We start from the raw sequence: 14411 nt of genomic DNA on the forward strand, positions 1-14411 counted from the left end.
CGTGTGACGGCCGCCTTCGTCCTTGGACAAGACATAGATCTCGCCGGTGAAGTGCGTGTGCGGCTTGATGGAGCCGGGCTTGCACAGCACCTGGCCGCGCTGCACGTCTTCGCGCTTGGTGCCGCGCAGCAGGATACCGACGTTGTCGCCGGCCTGGCCCTGGTCGAGCAGCTTGCGGAACATTTCCACGCCGGTGCAGGTGGTCTTCTGGGTGTCGGCGATGCCGACGATCTCGATTTCCTCGCCGACCTTGATGATGCCGCGCTCGACGCGGCCGGTCACCACGGTGCCGCGGCCGGAGATGGAGAACACGTCTTCCACGGGCATCAGGAAGGCGCCGTCAACGGCGCGCTCTGGCAGGGGAATGTAGGTGTCCAGCGCCTCGGCCAGCTTCATGATGGCCTCTTCACCCAGGGCACCCTTGTCGCCTTCGAGGGCGAGCTTGGCGGAGCCGTGGATGATGGGGGTGTCGTCGCCGGGGAACTCGTACTTGTCGAGCAGCTCGCGCACTTCCATCTCGACCAGCTCGAGCAGCTCGGCGTCGTCGACCATGTCGCACTTGTTCAGGAACACGATGATGTAGGGCACGCCGACCTGACGGGCCAGCAGGATGTGCTCGCGGGTCTGGGGCATGGGGCCGTCAGCGGCGGAGCAGACCAGAATGGCGCCGTCCATCTGGGCGGCGCCGGTGATCATGTTCTTCACATAGTCGGCGTGGCCGGGGCAGTCGACGTGCGCGTAGTGGCGGTTGGCCGTCTCGTATTCGACGTGGGCGGTGTTGATGGTGATGCCGCGGGCTTTTTCTTCGGGCGCCGCGTCAATTTGGTCGTAGCCTTTGGCTTCGCCGCCGAACTTGGCTGCCAACACGGTGGCGATGGCCGCCGTCAGGGTCGTCTTGCCATGGTCCACGTGGCCGATCGTGCCGACGTTGACGTGCGGCTTGGTCCGCTCGAATTTACCTTTTGCCATTTTCAACTCCGAAAAGTTACAAAACCAGTTAACACCGACAGCCAGCCGTAGCACAAACCTCGCTACGCCAGCTCAAATATGGTGCCCATTGCGGGAATCGGACCCGCGACCTCTCCCTTACCAAGGGAGTGCTCTACCACTGAGCCAAATGGGCTGAACTCAAAACACACTTCACACGGCAACCCGGCGAAAATCAACCAACAGAACCCATAAAAGCCTGCAACCAAGCCCCTATGGAGCGGGAGACGGGAATCGAACCCGCGTCATTAGCTTGGAAGGCTAGGGTTCTACCATTGAACTACTCCCGCGCAGCTCTGCCAAATCAACTCTCACTCAATTACCTCACAACCCAAGGCAAGCTTACGACACTTGCCTTGCGTTTTCACTCGCCAGAATCAACAAGATTCTGGTGGATGGGGCTGGATTCGAACCAGCGTAGGCGTTAGCCAACAGATTTACAGTCTGCCCCCTTTAGCCACTCGGGCACCCATCCTTTGAGAGAACCTCGGATTATGCCACGGTTTTATGTCGGAGGCCACGAAGCTCGACAGTAAAAACACTAAAAATTGCGGGAGCCCTGGTTTCAGGCGCTTTAAAGACATGCCAACGCTTCACGCCTGACACCAAGGTGCCGGCCTGTTGGCCGCCTTCAACCGCCACCGGCCTTCAGGCATGATGGAAGATTCATCGCCCTCCCCGTCAAAGATTGGGCTTGTTGAGGCCGCGCGGGCATGGTAGTTGCTCGATATTGACGGCTTCCAGACCTCACTTACGCCGAGTCAACCGCCCGCCTGTCAAAAAGCGCCTTATGAATTCCCTGCCGCCCGCCCCCCTATCAGCAGAACCAGTCACAGCTTCCCCGCGCCGGGTCAATCTGGCCTTGCAGGGCGGCGGCTCCCATGGCGCCTTCACCTGGGGCGTGCTGGATGTCCTGCTGCAGGATGAGCGCATTGAGATCGACGGCATCAGCGGCGCCAGTGCGGGCGCCGTCAATGCCGTGGCGCTGGCACACGGATTCGCGCCTGCGCAGGACGGCAGCCCGACACCCAAGCCCAGGGAAGCGGCGCGCGCCTCACTGGCCAAAATCTGGCAGGGTGTCGCGGCCATGGGGAGCCTGGGCTCGATGGCCGACAGCATCAGCAAGATGCTGATGGGAGGCTGGCCTTCCGAGAAAGTGGGCACCAACTTTTTCGGAAACACCATGAGTCAATGGATGTCCCCTTACCAGTCCAATCCGCTGGACATCAACCCGCTGCGCAAACTGCTGCAGGCGGAAATCGCCTTTGCCGGCATTGCGGCCTTGCAAGCCCCGAAAGTCTTTGTCTCGGCCACCCATGTGACCACCGGCCGGGCCGAGATTTTTTTTGGCAAGCACCTGACACTGGAAGCGGTGATGGCCTCCACCTGCCTGCCAACGCTGTTTCAGGCCGTGGAAATTAACGGGCAACCCTACTGGGATGGCGGTTTTTCCAGCAACCCCGCGCTGCTGCCGCTCATCAGCGAATGCAGCAGCCGCGACATCATCGTGGTGCAGATCAACCCGCTCAAGCGCCCCGAGATCCCGCAAACGCCGCACGACATCATGGACCGCGTGAACGAGCTGACCTTCAATGCCAGCCTGCTGTCCCAGATGCGCACCATCGATTTCATCAACCGGCTACTGGCTGACGGGCGCCTGCAGGAAGGCGTGAAATACAAAAGCCTGCTGCTGCACCGCATCGACGGCGGCGAAGCGCTGGAAGAGATGCCTTCGTCCAGCAAGATGTCCGCCGACACGGCCATGATCGAAAAACTGTTTGAAATGGGCCAGGGCGCCGCCAAACGCTGGCTGCGCCGCCACTTTGAGGCCCTGGGCCGGCAGAGCACCGTCGATATCCACCGGGACTACGTGGGCAGCCTTCCGCGGGAGTTTTAGCCGAATCCCGGGAGTTTTTGGCAGCTTACCCACAGGACACGGGCGTCAGAAGCTATCAAAACGATAGCAAATGCCCCGGCTTTCAGCCTTTTTGATGCAGGTCGCGCCATTCCCGCGCCTGCGAGAAATGCCCGCAGCCGATAAAGGGCAGCGGCGGCCGCAGCGCCGACAGCGGCGACGGATGGTTGGCCACCAGCACCCTGTGACGGCCGGCGTCGATCAGCGCCCGTTTGCTTTGGGCATGGGCGCCCCACAGCATGAACACCACCGGGTGATCGCCCTGCGAGACCTGCCGGATCACGGTATCGGTCAGCACCTCCCAGCCTTGGCCGGCGTGGCTGGCCGGAAGGCCCTCCTCCACCGTCAGGCAGGTGTTGAGCAGCAGCACACCGTGCGTCGCCCACTTCGCCAGGCTTCCACCCGGCACCGGGAACGTGGGCGGCGCCGTACCCAGGTCGCGCTGCAATTCCTTGAAGATGTTGCGCAGCGACGGCGGCAAGGGCACGCCCGGTGCCACGGAAAAAGCCAGTCCCTCGGCCTGGCCCAGCCCGTGGTACGGGTCCTGGCCCAGAATGACGACGCGCACCTCTTCAGGCGGCGTGAGTTCCAGCGCCCGCAGCGGCCGGGGCGGAAAGATCGTCGCGTTCTCGGCCAGCCGGCTGCGCAGGAAGCCCAGCAGTTTCTGGCCGGTAGCACTGGCAAAAAAGGAATCCGTGATGGGCCGCCAACCGGGTGCCACGGGCCAGGCCGCGGGGTCTGCGCCGGTCAAGCGGTCAGGCGCGCCCGTCATCAAGGGGTCAAGCGCTTGGTTCATGGAAGCCGCCTACTGGCTGCCAAACAACTGGGCCAGGGCCAGCCCGGGCTCTTCCGCACGCATGAAGGCCTCGCCAACCAAAAAGGCGTTGACCCCGGCCTCGCGCAGGCGCTTGACATCGGCCGGCGTCGCAATGCCGGATTCCGTGACCAGCAGGCGGTCCGCCGGCACCTGGCCCAGCATGCCCAAGGTGGTGTCCAGCGAGACCTCAAAGGTCTTCAGGTTGCGGTTGTTGATGCCTATCAGTCGGGTTTTCAGCTTGAGCGCGCGGTCCAGTTCGGCCTCGTCATGCACCTCGACCAGCACCGCCATGTCGAGCGACATGGCCAGCGCTTCCAGCGCCGTCATCTGCGCATCGTCAAGGCAGGCGGCAATCAGCAAGATGCAGTCGGCGCCCATGACGCGCGCCTCATACACCTGGTAGGCGTCGACCATGAAATCCTTGCGCAGCACCGGCAGGCTGCACGAGGCCCTGGCCTGCTTCAAATAGTCAATGCTGCCCTGGAAAAATTGTTTGTCCGTGAGTACCGACAGGCAGGCCGCGCTGATTTTCCCGTCGCCCTCGGCATAGCTCTGCGCAATATCGGCCGGAATGAAATCCGCGCGCAGCACGCCTTTGGACGGGCTGGCTTTTTTGATCTCGGCAATCACCGCCGGCTGGCCCGCGGCGATTTTGGCGCGCAGAGCGCCGACAAAGTCCCGCGTGAGCACGCGCGACTCGGCGTCTTCGCGCATGGCGGCCAGGGGCTTTTTCTTGATCGCCGCGGCGACTTCTTCGCGCTTGACGGCAACAATTTTGTTCAGGATGTCAGACATGGTGTTCAGGCTGCCGCTTGGGCGGCCAGTGTTTGGGACGTTGAAATAAGCTGCTGCAGGCGCGCCTTGGCCGCACCGGACTCCAGGGCGGCTTTTGCCAGATGAATCCCGTTTCGCATCGAATCAGCGACGTTGGCAGCATAGAGCGCCGCGCCGGCATTGAGAATGACAATGTCGCGCGCCGCCCCGGCCTGGTTGTCCAGCACGCCGAGCAGCATGGCCTTGGACTGCTCGGGCGTCTCAACGCGCAGCGCGCGGTTGCTGGCCATGGGCAGGTTGAAGTCCTCGGGGTGGATCTCGTATTCGCTGATCTCGCCGTTTTTCAGCTCACCGACCACCGTGGCGGCGCCCAGGCTGACTTCATCCATGCCGTCCTTGCCGTACACCACCAGGGCGTGCTCGGCCCCCAGGCGCTGCAGCGCCCGGATCTGGATGCCCACCAGGTCGGGATGGAACACCCCCATCAGGATGTTGGGCGCGCCCGCCGGGTTGGTCAGCGGGCCCAGGATGTTGAAGATGGTGCGCACGCCCAGCTCCTTGCGAACGGGGGCGACGTTTTTCATGGCCGGGTGGTGGTTGGGCGCAAACATGAAACCCACACCGACCTGCTCGATACAGCGGGCAATGGCTTCGGGCGGCAAATTGATGTTGATGCCCAGCGACTCGATCACGTCGGCGCTGCCCGACTTGCTGCTGACGCTGCGCCCGCCATGCTTGCTGACCTTGGCGCCGGCCGCCGCGGCCACAAACATGGAGCAGGTCGAGATGTTGAAGGTGTGCGATCCGTCGCCGCCGGTGCCGACGATATCGACCATATGGGTTTTATCGGCGACATGGACCTTGGTGGAGAACTCGCGCATCACCTGGGCGGCCGCGGTGATTTCGCCTATGGTTTCCTTCTTGACGCGCAGGCCGGTGATGAGCGCCGCCATCATCACCGGCGACATCTCGCCGCTCATGATCAGCCGCATGATGTGCAGCATCTCGTCGTGAAAGATCTCGCGGTGCTCGATGGTGCGTTGCAGCGCTTCCTGCGGGGTGATTTTGTGGGTGTTCGGCATGGGGGCTCTCCTTACTTGTTTCTTTGGACAGGGTCTTGGGTCGTCAAGTCGCCGGGTTATCGGAAAAGGCCAGCTTCAGGCCAAAGCCAATGAACATCAAGCCGGCCGCACGCTCCAGCCAATGCATTCCGCGCTGGACGGCGCCCACGCGTTTTGCCAGCCAGGCCGCCGCCACCGCCCAACCGATATTGACCCACAGGCCATTGAAATTGAACAGCAGGCCGAGCAGCAAAAACGCCAGCGGCTTGTTCTCCACGCCGGGGGCGATGAACTGCGGCACGAAGGCCAGAAAGAACAGCGCCACCTTGGGATTGAGTGCATTCGTCCAGAAGCCCTGAAAAAATATGCTTTTCAGGGTCGAAGCCCGCGAAGGACGGGCGTCATCAGCTACCAAAGTCATAGCGCCCGGCGCACCTTCACGAGGCCGGCGCGCCAGCAGCAGGCGCAGGCCCACATACACTAGGTAGGCCGCCCCGGCCCATTTGAGCACGGTGAAGGCGGTGGCGGAGGCCGCCATCAAGGCGCTCACGCCTATGGCCGCGGCAAAGATGTGCACAAAGCAGCCCGCCGTGATGCCCAGCGCCGCCGCCACCCCGGCGCGGGCGCCCGAACGCAAGGCGTTGGTGACGATGTACAGCACATCCGGGCCTGGCGTGAGGTTGAGCAGCAGACCGGCCGCCACGAAAAACAGCAGATGATCGATTCCCATGCACGCGCTCCTCTAGGATTTGAAGAATTGACGGATCGCCGCCACCGCGCGGTCCACGCCTGCGGCATCCACATCCAGGTGGGTGACAAAGCGCAGGCGGTACAGGCCGGTGGCCTGGATGCCGTGATCCGCCAAGTGCTTGAGCAGCGCCGCGGATTGTTCCTTGGCCGCGCCCATCAGGTCGACGAACAGGATGTTGGTCTGCGGCGCTTCGACCTGCAAGCCCTCAATCCCCGCCAGCCCCTCAGCCAGGCGCTGCGCCAAGGCGTGGTCGTTGGCCAGTCGCTCTATGTGGTGATCCAGTGCATAAGAGGCCGCCGCCGCCAGCATGCCGGCCTGGCGCATGCCGCCGCCCGCCATCTTGCGGATGCGGTGCGCCCGCGAGATGAGTTCGCGTGAGCCGCACAGCGCCGAACCCACTGGCGCCCCCAGACCTTTGCTGAAGCAGACCGAGACGCTGTCGAAGCACTGGGCGATGCGGCGCGCCTCAGTTTTTGTGTCACTGCCGATTTGCGCGGCTTGCGCCACGGCGGCGTTGAACAGGCGCGCACCATCGAGATGGCGGCTGAGGCCTTTGGCTTGCGCCAGGCGCGTCGCCTGCTGCACATAATCAAAGGGCAGCAGCTTGCCGCCCAGCGTGTTTTCCAGCGCCAGCAGGCGGGTGCGCGCGAAATGCGCGTCATCGGGCTTGATCGCCGCCTCGATGTCGGCCAGGGACAGCGTGCCGTCGGCCTGGTGGTTCAGCGGCTGCGGCTGCACGCTGCCGAACACCGCAGCGCCGCCGCCTTCCCATCGGTAGCAGTGCGCCATCTGGCCGACGATGTACTCGTCGCCGCGCTGGCAATGGCTCAGGATGGCGCAGAGGTTGCTCTGCGTGCCGGTGGGCACAAACAGCGCGGCTTCAAAGCCCAGCAGGGCGGCGATTTTTTCCTGCAGCGCGTTGACGCTGGGGTCGTCGCCGAACACATCGTCGCCGAGCGGCGCGGCCAGCATGGCGGCGCGCATCGCCGTCGTGGGTTGGGTGACGGTATCGCTGCGAAGATCGACTACTGAAACCATTTTCAGCCTCCAGCCAAGGAAATACGAGCGCAAGAAGCTATCAAATAAATAGCATCTCTCATGTGCGCTGCTCCAGAAAATTCTTCAGCATCGCATGGCCGTGCTCGGTCAGGATGGACTCCGGGTGGAATTGCACGCCCTGAATCGGCAGCTCCTTGTGCCGCACGCCCATGATCTCGCCGTCGTCGGTCCAAGCGGTGACCGCCAGCACGTCCGGGCAAGACGATTTTTCAATCGCCAGCGAGTGGTAGCGATTCACCACAAACTGCTCCGGCAGGCCGGCAAACACACCTTGCCGCGTGGTGGTGATCACGCTGGTCTTGCCGTGCATCAGCTGCCGGGCCCGGATGATCTTGCCGCCAAACGCCGCGCCTATGCTCTGGTGGCCCAGGCAGACGCCCAGGATGGGCAGCTTGCCGGCAAAGTGCTGGATCGCCGCTACCGAAATGCCGGCTTCGGCCGGCGAGCACGGGCCAGGCGAGACCACCAGCAGGTCCGGCGCTCGTGCGGCAATGTCCGCCACCGTGATCTCGTCATTGCGGAAAACTTCCACCTCCGCCCCCAACTCGCCGAAATACTGGACGATGTTGTAGGTGAAGCTGTCGTAGTTGTCGATCATCAAGAGTTTCATGCGCTTCATGGTTCAGCCCTCCTGGCGCAGGCGCTTGAATTCGCCGCGCTCAAAGTCAATAAACGCGGCAATCATGGCGCGGTAGGTCGCTTCCATGACGGCCTCGGGTGCGCCCGCCTCACGGGCCTGCGCACGCACGCGCTCGATGATGAAGTCGATGCGCGCCTGGTCGTACACCTGGTCCGCGCTTTGCTTGATGCGCGCGGCCTGGGCCACATAGCCGCCGCGCTCGGCCAGCAGGGCCACGATGCGGTCGTCGAGGGCGTCGATGTGGCGGCGCACATCGGCCATGGTGTCGCAGTGCTGGACATTGGGATGGGTGGTCATGGCTTACTCCAGTCCTTCCTCGACCAGCTCGGAAGCCCGCAGCAGGGCCCGCGCCTTGGCTTCGGTTTCTTTCCATTCGAGTTCGGGCACCGAATCAGCCACCACGCCGGCGGCCGCCTGCACGTACAGCGTCTGGTCCTTGATGATGCCGGTGCGGATGGCAATCGCCACGTCCATGTCGCCGGCATAGCTGAGGTAGCCGCAGGCGCCGCCGTAGAGGCCGCGCTTGGTCGGCTCGAGCTGGTCTATCAACTCCATGGCATGGACCTTGGGCGCGCCGGTCAGCGTGCCAGCCGGGAAGGTGGCCTTGAGCACGTCCATGCTGCTCATGTTGTCGAGCAGCACGCCCTCGACGTTGCTCACGATGTGCATCACATGGCTGTAGCGCTCGACGGCAAAGGCTTCCGTCACCTTGACCGTGCCGGTCTTGGCGATGCGGCCTATGTCGTTGCGCGCCAGGTCGATCAGCATCACATGCTCGGCGCGCTCTTTCGGGTCGTTGACCAGCTCCTGCTCGACGGCCTTGTCGGCCTCGGGCGACGAGGCGCGCGGCCGGGTGCCGGCGAGCGGGCGGATCGTGATTTTTTGGCCTTCTTCGGTTTTTTCCTGACGCACCAGAATCTCGGGCGACGCCCCCACCACATGGAAATCACCAAAGTGGTAGTAGTACATGTAGGGCGAGGGATTGAGCGCGCGCAGCGCGCGGTACAGGCTCAGCGGCGACTCGGTGTAGCGCTTCTTGATGCGCTGGCCGACCTGCACCTGCATGAAGTCGCCGGCCTCGATCAGCTCTTTGGCACGCACCACGGCGGCAATGTAGTCGGCCTTGGCAAACTCTCGCTCGGCCGGGTAGCCCTGTGAAGGCTTGACCACCGGTGCGCTCACCGAATACCTGAGCTGCTCTTTCAGCTCGCGCAGGCGCTTCTTGGCGTTGGCATAGGCCTCGGGCTGGGCCGGGTCGGCATAGACGATCAGGTAGAGCTTGCCCGACAGGTTGTCGATCACGGCCAGCTCTTCGCATTGCAGCAGCAGGATGTCAGGACAGCCCAGGGTGTCCGGCGGACAGGAGGCTTCGAGTTTTTTCTCGATGTAGCGCACCGTGTCGTAGCCGAAGTAGCCCGCCAGCCCGCCGCAAAAGCGCGGCAGGCCGGGGCGCAGCGCGACCTTGAAACGTTTTTGGTAATCGCTGATGAAATCGAGCGGGTTGAGCCTCGAGCTTTCAACGACGCGCCCATCGGTGACGACCTCGGTCAGCATGTCGGCGCCAAAGCCCGAGGCGCGCACCAAGGTGCGGGCAGGCAGGCCAATAAAGCTGTAGCGGCCAAAGCGCTCGCCACCGACGACCGACTCCAGCAGAAAGCTGAATTTGCCGCCGTCTTTGGAATGCGCGAGCTTGAGGTAGAGCGAGAGCGGGGTTTCGAGATCGGCAAACGCCTCCGTCATCAGCGGAATGCGGTTGTAGCCCTGGCTGGCCAGGCTTTTGAATTCGAGTTCGGTAATCACGATGGGGTCCTTCGCCGGTGGGCAACGTGCTAAAGACGTCGCCACCTGTCATTCAAACGCCCCGAAGTCCGGGGCCGGGGTGCTCTTGCGTAGCGCAAGAGCGCATCAAAATCGGGATGACGCAGGACCTGCGGCAAAAGCACGGGTTCCGCACAAATCGGCTGACCCGTGAACGCCTCAGGCGTGCGAGAAATGACAGGTACGCCAGGGCCAGGCTCCCCGGCCTGCACAACCTGTTTGAATGATGCGATGCATGAACATGTTGCCCAAAGTGTAGCAAAGAGCCGGGCCCTCCTGCCCGCCAGGCGCAAAGCTGGAAAAACCGGCACTGGTACTAATGCTCATCTCGCAAACCCTGTTGCGGGCAAAGGACGGCCGCCTTCACAATGAACTTGCAAAAACGAACGGTCGTTCTATTTCAAGAATCATTTTTGGAGACTTCTCATGACTTTGACAACGCGATGCATGGCGGGCCTGGCGGGTTTGCTGCTGTCACTCGGCATCCTGGCCGCTCCGGTGGAGATTTCCGGCATCAAGCTCGAGGATCCGCTCGACATTCATGGCGCCAAACTCCAGCTCAATGGCGCGGGCATCCGCTACAAAGCGGTGTTCAAGGTCTATGTCGCCGGCCTGTATCTCGGCAAGAAAGCCGCCACGCCGGAGGAGGTGTATGCCGCCACCGGCCCCAAGCGCATCAGCATCACGCTGCTGCGCGAGATCGACTCCAATGAGCTGGGCAAAGCCTTCACCAAAGGCTTTGAAGAAAACACACCGAAGGGGGAAATGTCCAAGCTGATCCCCGGCCTGATCAGAATGGGCCAGATATTTGCCGACCAGAAAAAACTGCTGCCCGGCGAAAACTTCAGCATTGACTGGATCCCCGGCACGGGCACCATCATCACGGTCAAGGGAAAACCACAGGGCGAGCCCTTCAAGGAGCTTGAATTTTTCAACGCCCTGATGCGCATCTGGCTGGGCCCGCAACCGGCCGACTGGAAACTCAAGGACGCCCTGCTCGGCAAAGCCGCCTGAAGCGGACGCCGAGGCGGACCGCCTGATGTTTGGTGGGGCGTCACGGGATTTGATGGGGCGCAGGCCCCGTTGTCATTGCCGCCGCAATTCAGCCAGTGAGTCGATAAACCCATCGGCATCCACCGCGCGCACCGGCTCGCCGTGGTTGTAGCCGTAGCTCACCAACACCACCGGACAGCCGGCGGCCCGCGCGGCCTGGGCGTCATTGCTGGAGTCGCCAATCATCAGGGTGCGGGCGGGTCGCGTACCCAAAAATTCACAGGCCTTCAGCAAAGGCAAGGGATCGGGCTTCTTGCGCTCGAACGAGTCCCCGCCGAATACCTCACGGAAAAAACCGTCCAGGCCCTTGAGCTTGAGCAGAGCGCGCGCAAAGGCGGCCGGCTTGTTGGTCAGGCACACCAGCGGCAAGCCACGTGCCTGCAAGCCGCACAGCCCTTCCAGAACGCCGGGATAGAGTGCTGAATGGCGACCATTGACGGCATCGTAGTGCCGCTGGTAACTGGCGTAGGCCGGTTCATAATGCGCTACCAAATCAATAGCTTCCGATGCATGTTTCGCCTGGGTCTGAACATGATTGAGCACTGATTTCACCAGATGCTCCGAGCCTTTTCCGACCATGCGGCTGACCGTCGCCGCCTCCAGCGGAAGGCCCGCCAGGCCGTGCAGCGCAAGATCGCCCAGCATCAGGTTAAGCGCGGCAACAAAATCACCCATGGTGTCCACCATGGTGCCATCGAGGTCGATGATGGCGGCATCAAAACGGTCTTGGTTCAACTTAATAGAGTTCACAACAAAGTAATAGAGTTCACAACAAACGCTTCATCTTAAGCGGAGCGCACTTAATAGAGTTCACAACAGCCGCGTATTCGACGCGAGAATGGGCATGGTTTTGCGAATACCGGTGCAAACTGACCACCGTTCCTGTAAAGGTCGTCATTTACCTTGTCATCCAATTCGTCAAGTGGACTGCGAGCGCTCATGCCGATTCCTCCTTATTTTTCGGATTGTCGAGGAGAACCGTTTTGATTGAACGACTCCCGCGGTTTTACTATCCAATAGGTCCCACCGAAAACGTTGCCTGAAGGGGGATACAGGAAGATTGTTGCCAGGGTTCCTGTCGATGTTTTATCGGGGGTGCCCCCGCTCTTCGATGTTTTGCAGGATGTGCATGCGCAACTGAGTGGTTCGAGGTCGGAATATCCCGGGGCATCTTCCTGAGGGGGAGTGCTGTTAAGGTCGCTGGTCCGTTTAATGGAAGTTCTTTGAGCGAATTGGCTCAGCAGCCGTGCCCGGCGACAGCATGTTCGCGATTGCGATTAAGGTCGTAGACAGTTTTACAGGGTCTTCAAGGGACATCGCATGCTCAACGCCCGAAAGGTGGCGGTCATAGAACTGTGGTTGGGCTTCGGTTCGCATGTCACGAGCAGTTCTGTCCAAAATGTCTTGGGGGACCTGGTACTTGGCCATGCAAGCTGCTAACTTCGCTAGGGAGGTAGCTGGTTGCAGCTCGGGCCTCATAGACAAAACCGCCACACAGTAAAGCGAGCTTTCAAGGGTTCCCCAGCCATCTTTGTGGCGTCCGGCACGGAAAGCCCAGGAGACCAGGAGACCAGCAACGGTTTCTGCAACGTCATCACAGCCACTGGCGTGCAGTGACATCGCACACTCGAATAATCGTTCATGAATCTGGTAGTTCGCTAGATGCTTCGAGGACTCCTCGTCGTGGGGTAGCCATGAGACCGTGCTAACCAGCCATTGAGCGGCCTTCTGCAATTCCTCACGTGAATAAGGCGGACAAGCTTTGGCGTTGGCCAGCGTAGCCAGAACTTGGGTTACGGTCGTAATCCAGTAAATCATCTCGAAAACGAGACCGGACTTGGTCGCTGTCGCTACAAGAAGTAACTCCTTTTGAGGCTGATACAGCTGGTCACACCAAGCTTGAATGTTGCGGATGATTTGCTGTGCGGCCTGGTCGTCTTCCTCGGCGTTTAGGAGCTGCTTCGCGAGCGTTATCAGCATCCCGGGAAACGCCACAGGGTCCATTGGCGAGTAGACACCGCCCAGCGCATGGCTGTGTCGGTTTCCAAGCAATTCATCCTTAGTGCGCTCGACAACCAGCATCGCTACTCGCTGTATATCCCGTCGAACCTCAAGCAAGGGGAATCTCAGGTCTTGCTTGCTTGTGGATTGGAGCAATCCTAGCGTGAGCTTGGCCAGTTCCCCCACCGCAGAAACTGTCACCGGCATCTGGTCCTGTCGAACAACGCCTACCAAAGCAATTTCTGAGATTCGTTCTGACAACTGCGAGATGTTGTCCTTATCGCCATTGGCCGAGCACAGCCGCGCGTGGCGACCGAGAAGGCGAACCCCCTTCATAAGGACATCAGGCCGGTTGTGCGGAATGACTTCCTTGATTGAATCAGCCAAGTAGTGCGCAGCTAAATTGGCATGTGTCTTTCCCGTGACGTACGGGGATGCGTAATCGATACTCAGGTAGAGCTCAGCCAAATTCGCCATGACCTGCAAGGTAGCCTCGATGAATCGCTCATTTCCTTGCGTAACAGCTTCTCGGTGAATCTGTCGTAGCGACTCAAGGGTGTCACTCAAGAGCGCGTCGCTTATTAACGGACTATCCAGAAATCCATTGGCCGCAACGAACGTTCGCCCTTTTGCCTTCAAATAGAAGGCGTGAATAGCCACGACAGCGCTGTAGGAGGAGGTAACTACACCGTAGTCTCCCTTCTGAGCGTAGCGAGATGCAAAGCTGAGGGCGTAGAACAGTGCTTCGTCTGCCCGTTGGGTCCAGTGCGGGAAATTCTGAAAAAACTGAATACGAACCACGTCCAAGGAACTAGACATCGAGGCATCATCAGGCCTGCTGGAGGCAGGCGCGCTACGCGAAATCCGGTCTGCGTGCTTGCCCCAACGAGCGAATTCTCTCTCGACTTCTTTGACGAGAAATAGGAGTTGAAAATTGGGGCTGACCAGGTCTAGCGTGCGTCGATACGCAAAGCCAAACAGGACAAGAATCAAGACGGAGGCCCAGAATGCCGTGAAGAGCGGAAGTACGAAATCCTGCTGTGTAACCACCATTGACAGAGCTGAGACCAAGGCAGCCAGCGAGAAAGTCCCAACAAATGCCAGCAGAATTTTTCGGTCGGTACTGAGTCGCCGAAACAACTTGTGTGGCATTCGCTCAACATTTACTTGCAGGGCATACATCAGCATCGCCGAGACGATGGCGGTCGCCCCAATGAACGAGCCGCCAATGGTAACCAGCAGAGTTTGGAGCGGAGCGAGGCGGCCAGACTGTATCTCCCCAACCGCAAGCTGTAGCGCCGGAGCCCAATATGTGAGCGTTACCGCCATGACACAAAGGGCGGCCAAAGCCAAAATTACGTGCCACCACACGTTCCACGTTCTGATTGCGCGGTTTAGCCCGACGTAATAGGCTCTACGCCCACGGTTAAACAAGCTCAGGCCTGCAGGTGGCGATGCTTTGCTGCCCGCTGTTTGGCGGTCACTGGATTCGATGGATTCGGCGTTAGACATTGGTGTGGAGGAGGATGCCTTTA

General features: G+C 61.0%; 13 protein-coding genes and 3 tRNA genes. 2 read left to right on the top strand and 14 right to left on the bottom strand.

Going from position 1 to position 14411, the window contains the following annotated elements:
* The 4 genes from tuf to PJE01S_RS20185 all read right to left on the bottom strand — a co-directional run.
* On the bottom strand, nucleotides 1-969 hold a 969-nt coding region (tuf, locus tag PJE01S_RS20170; protein WP_068835455.1), incomplete at its 3' end, for an elongation factor Tu.
* Nucleotides 970-1048: 79 nt separating this feature from the next.
* Nucleotides 1049-1123 (bottom strand) — tRNA-Thr (locus PJE01S_RS20175).
* A gap of 80 nt (nucleotides 1124-1203) precedes the next feature.
* Nucleotides 1204-1277 (bottom strand) — tRNA-Gly (locus PJE01S_RS20180).
* A 99-nt stretch (nucleotides 1278-1376) separates the two neighbouring features.
* Nucleotides 1377-1462: transfer RNA gene (locus PJE01S_RS20185), tRNA-Tyr, on the bottom strand.
* Between the two features lie 315 nt (nucleotides 1463-1777).
* Here PJE01S_RS20185 and PJE01S_RS20190 point away from each other — a divergent pair.
* Nucleotides 1778-2884: a patatin-like phospholipase family protein gene (locus PJE01S_RS20190; protein WP_068835456.1), complete on the top strand. Its 1107-nt coding sequence runs from the start codon at nucleotides 1778-1780 to the stop codon at nucleotides 2882-2884.
* Nucleotides 2885-2966: 82 nt separating this feature from the next.
* Here PJE01S_RS20190 and PJE01S_RS20195 read toward each other — a convergent pair whose 3' ends face one another.
* Genes PJE01S_RS20195 through trpE form a run of 8 tightly spaced genes read right to left on the bottom strand, consistent with a single transcriptional unit; the run spans nucleotide 2967 to nucleotide 9804 of the window.
* On the bottom strand, nucleotides 2967-3698 hold the full coding sequence (locus tag PJE01S_RS20195) for a uracil-DNA glycosylase (protein ID WP_068835457.1): 732 nt from the start codon (nucleotides 3696-3698) through the stop codon (nucleotides 2967-2969).
* A 9-nt stretch (nucleotides 3699-3707) separates the two neighbouring features.
* Entirely contained in the window at nucleotides 3708-4514 is an 807-nt protein-coding gene (gene trpC, locus PJE01S_RS20200; protein WP_068835458.1) for an indole-3-glycerol phosphate synthase TrpC, read from the bottom strand.
* 5 nt (nucleotides 4515-4519) lie between these two features.
* On the bottom strand, nucleotides 4520-5575 hold the full coding sequence (trpD, locus tag PJE01S_RS20205) for an anthranilate phosphoribosyltransferase (RefSeq protein WP_068835459.1): 1056 nt from the start codon (nucleotides 5573-5575) through the stop codon (nucleotides 4520-4522).
* Between the two features lie 43 nt (nucleotides 5576-5618).
* A complete protein-coding gene (locus PJE01S_RS20210) occupies nucleotides 5619-6284 on the bottom strand; it encodes a LysE family translocator (protein WP_068835460.1) in 666 nt (221 codons plus the stop codon).
* 12 nt (nucleotides 6285-6296) lie between these two features.
* The gene (gene ltaE / locus PJE01S_RS20215; protein WP_068835461.1) at nucleotides 6297-7343 is read right to left on the bottom strand and encodes a low-specificity L-threonine aldolase; all 1047 of its coding nucleotides are present in this window, start codon (nucleotides 7341-7343) and stop codon (nucleotides 6297-6299) included.
* A 58-nt stretch (nucleotides 7344-7401) separates the two neighbouring features.
* Nucleotides 7402-7974 carry an aminodeoxychorismate/anthranilate synthase component II gene (locus tag PJE01S_RS20220; RefSeq protein ID WP_174548569.1) on the bottom strand — a complete coding sequence of 191 codons (573 nt, stop codon included), beginning with the start codon at nucleotides 7972-7974 and terminating at the stop codon, nucleotides 7402-7404.
* 12 nt (nucleotides 7975-7986) lie between these two features.
* On the bottom strand, nucleotides 7987-8301 hold the full coding sequence (locus PJE01S_RS20225) for a chorismate mutase (protein WP_068835463.1): 315 nt from the start codon (nucleotides 8299-8301) through the stop codon (nucleotides 7987-7989).
* 3 nt (nucleotides 8302-8304) lie between these two features.
* Nucleotides 8305-9804 carry an anthranilate synthase component I gene (gene trpE / locus PJE01S_RS20230; RefSeq protein ID WP_068835464.1) on the bottom strand — a complete coding sequence of 500 codons (1500 nt, stop codon included), beginning with the start codon at nucleotides 9802-9804 and terminating at the stop codon, nucleotides 8305-8307.
* A gap of 444 nt (nucleotides 9805-10248) precedes the next feature.
* Here trpE and PJE01S_RS20235 point away from each other — a divergent pair, with 444 nt between their 5' ends.
* Nucleotides 10249-10836 (top strand): chalcone isomerase family protein, encoded by a 588-nt coding sequence (locus PJE01S_RS20235; RefSeq protein ID WP_084389655.1) that lies wholly within the window; start codon nucleotides 10249-10251, stop codon nucleotides 10834-10836.
* A gap of 72 nt (nucleotides 10837-10908) precedes the next feature.
* Here PJE01S_RS20235 and gph read toward each other — a convergent pair whose 3' ends face one another.
* The gene (gene gph, locus PJE01S_RS20240; RefSeq protein ID WP_068835466.1) at nucleotides 10909-11625 is read right to left on the bottom strand and encodes a phosphoglycolate phosphatase; all 717 of its coding nucleotides are present in this window, start codon (nucleotides 11623-11625) and stop codon (nucleotides 10909-10911) included.
* Between the two features lie 459 nt (nucleotides 11626-12084).
* Nucleotides 12085-14388 (bottom strand): hypothetical protein, encoded by a 2304-nt coding sequence (locus PJE01S_RS20245; RefSeq protein WP_157090406.1) that lies wholly within the window; start codon nucleotides 14386-14388, stop codon nucleotides 12085-12087.
* Nucleotides 14389-14411: the final 23 nt, after the last annotated feature.

It is taken from the genome of Polaromonas jejuensis NBRC 106434 (assembly GCF_001598235.1).
GTDB lineage: Bacteria > Pseudomonadota > Gammaproteobacteria > Burkholderiales > Burkholderiaceae_C > Polaromonas > Polaromonas jejuensis.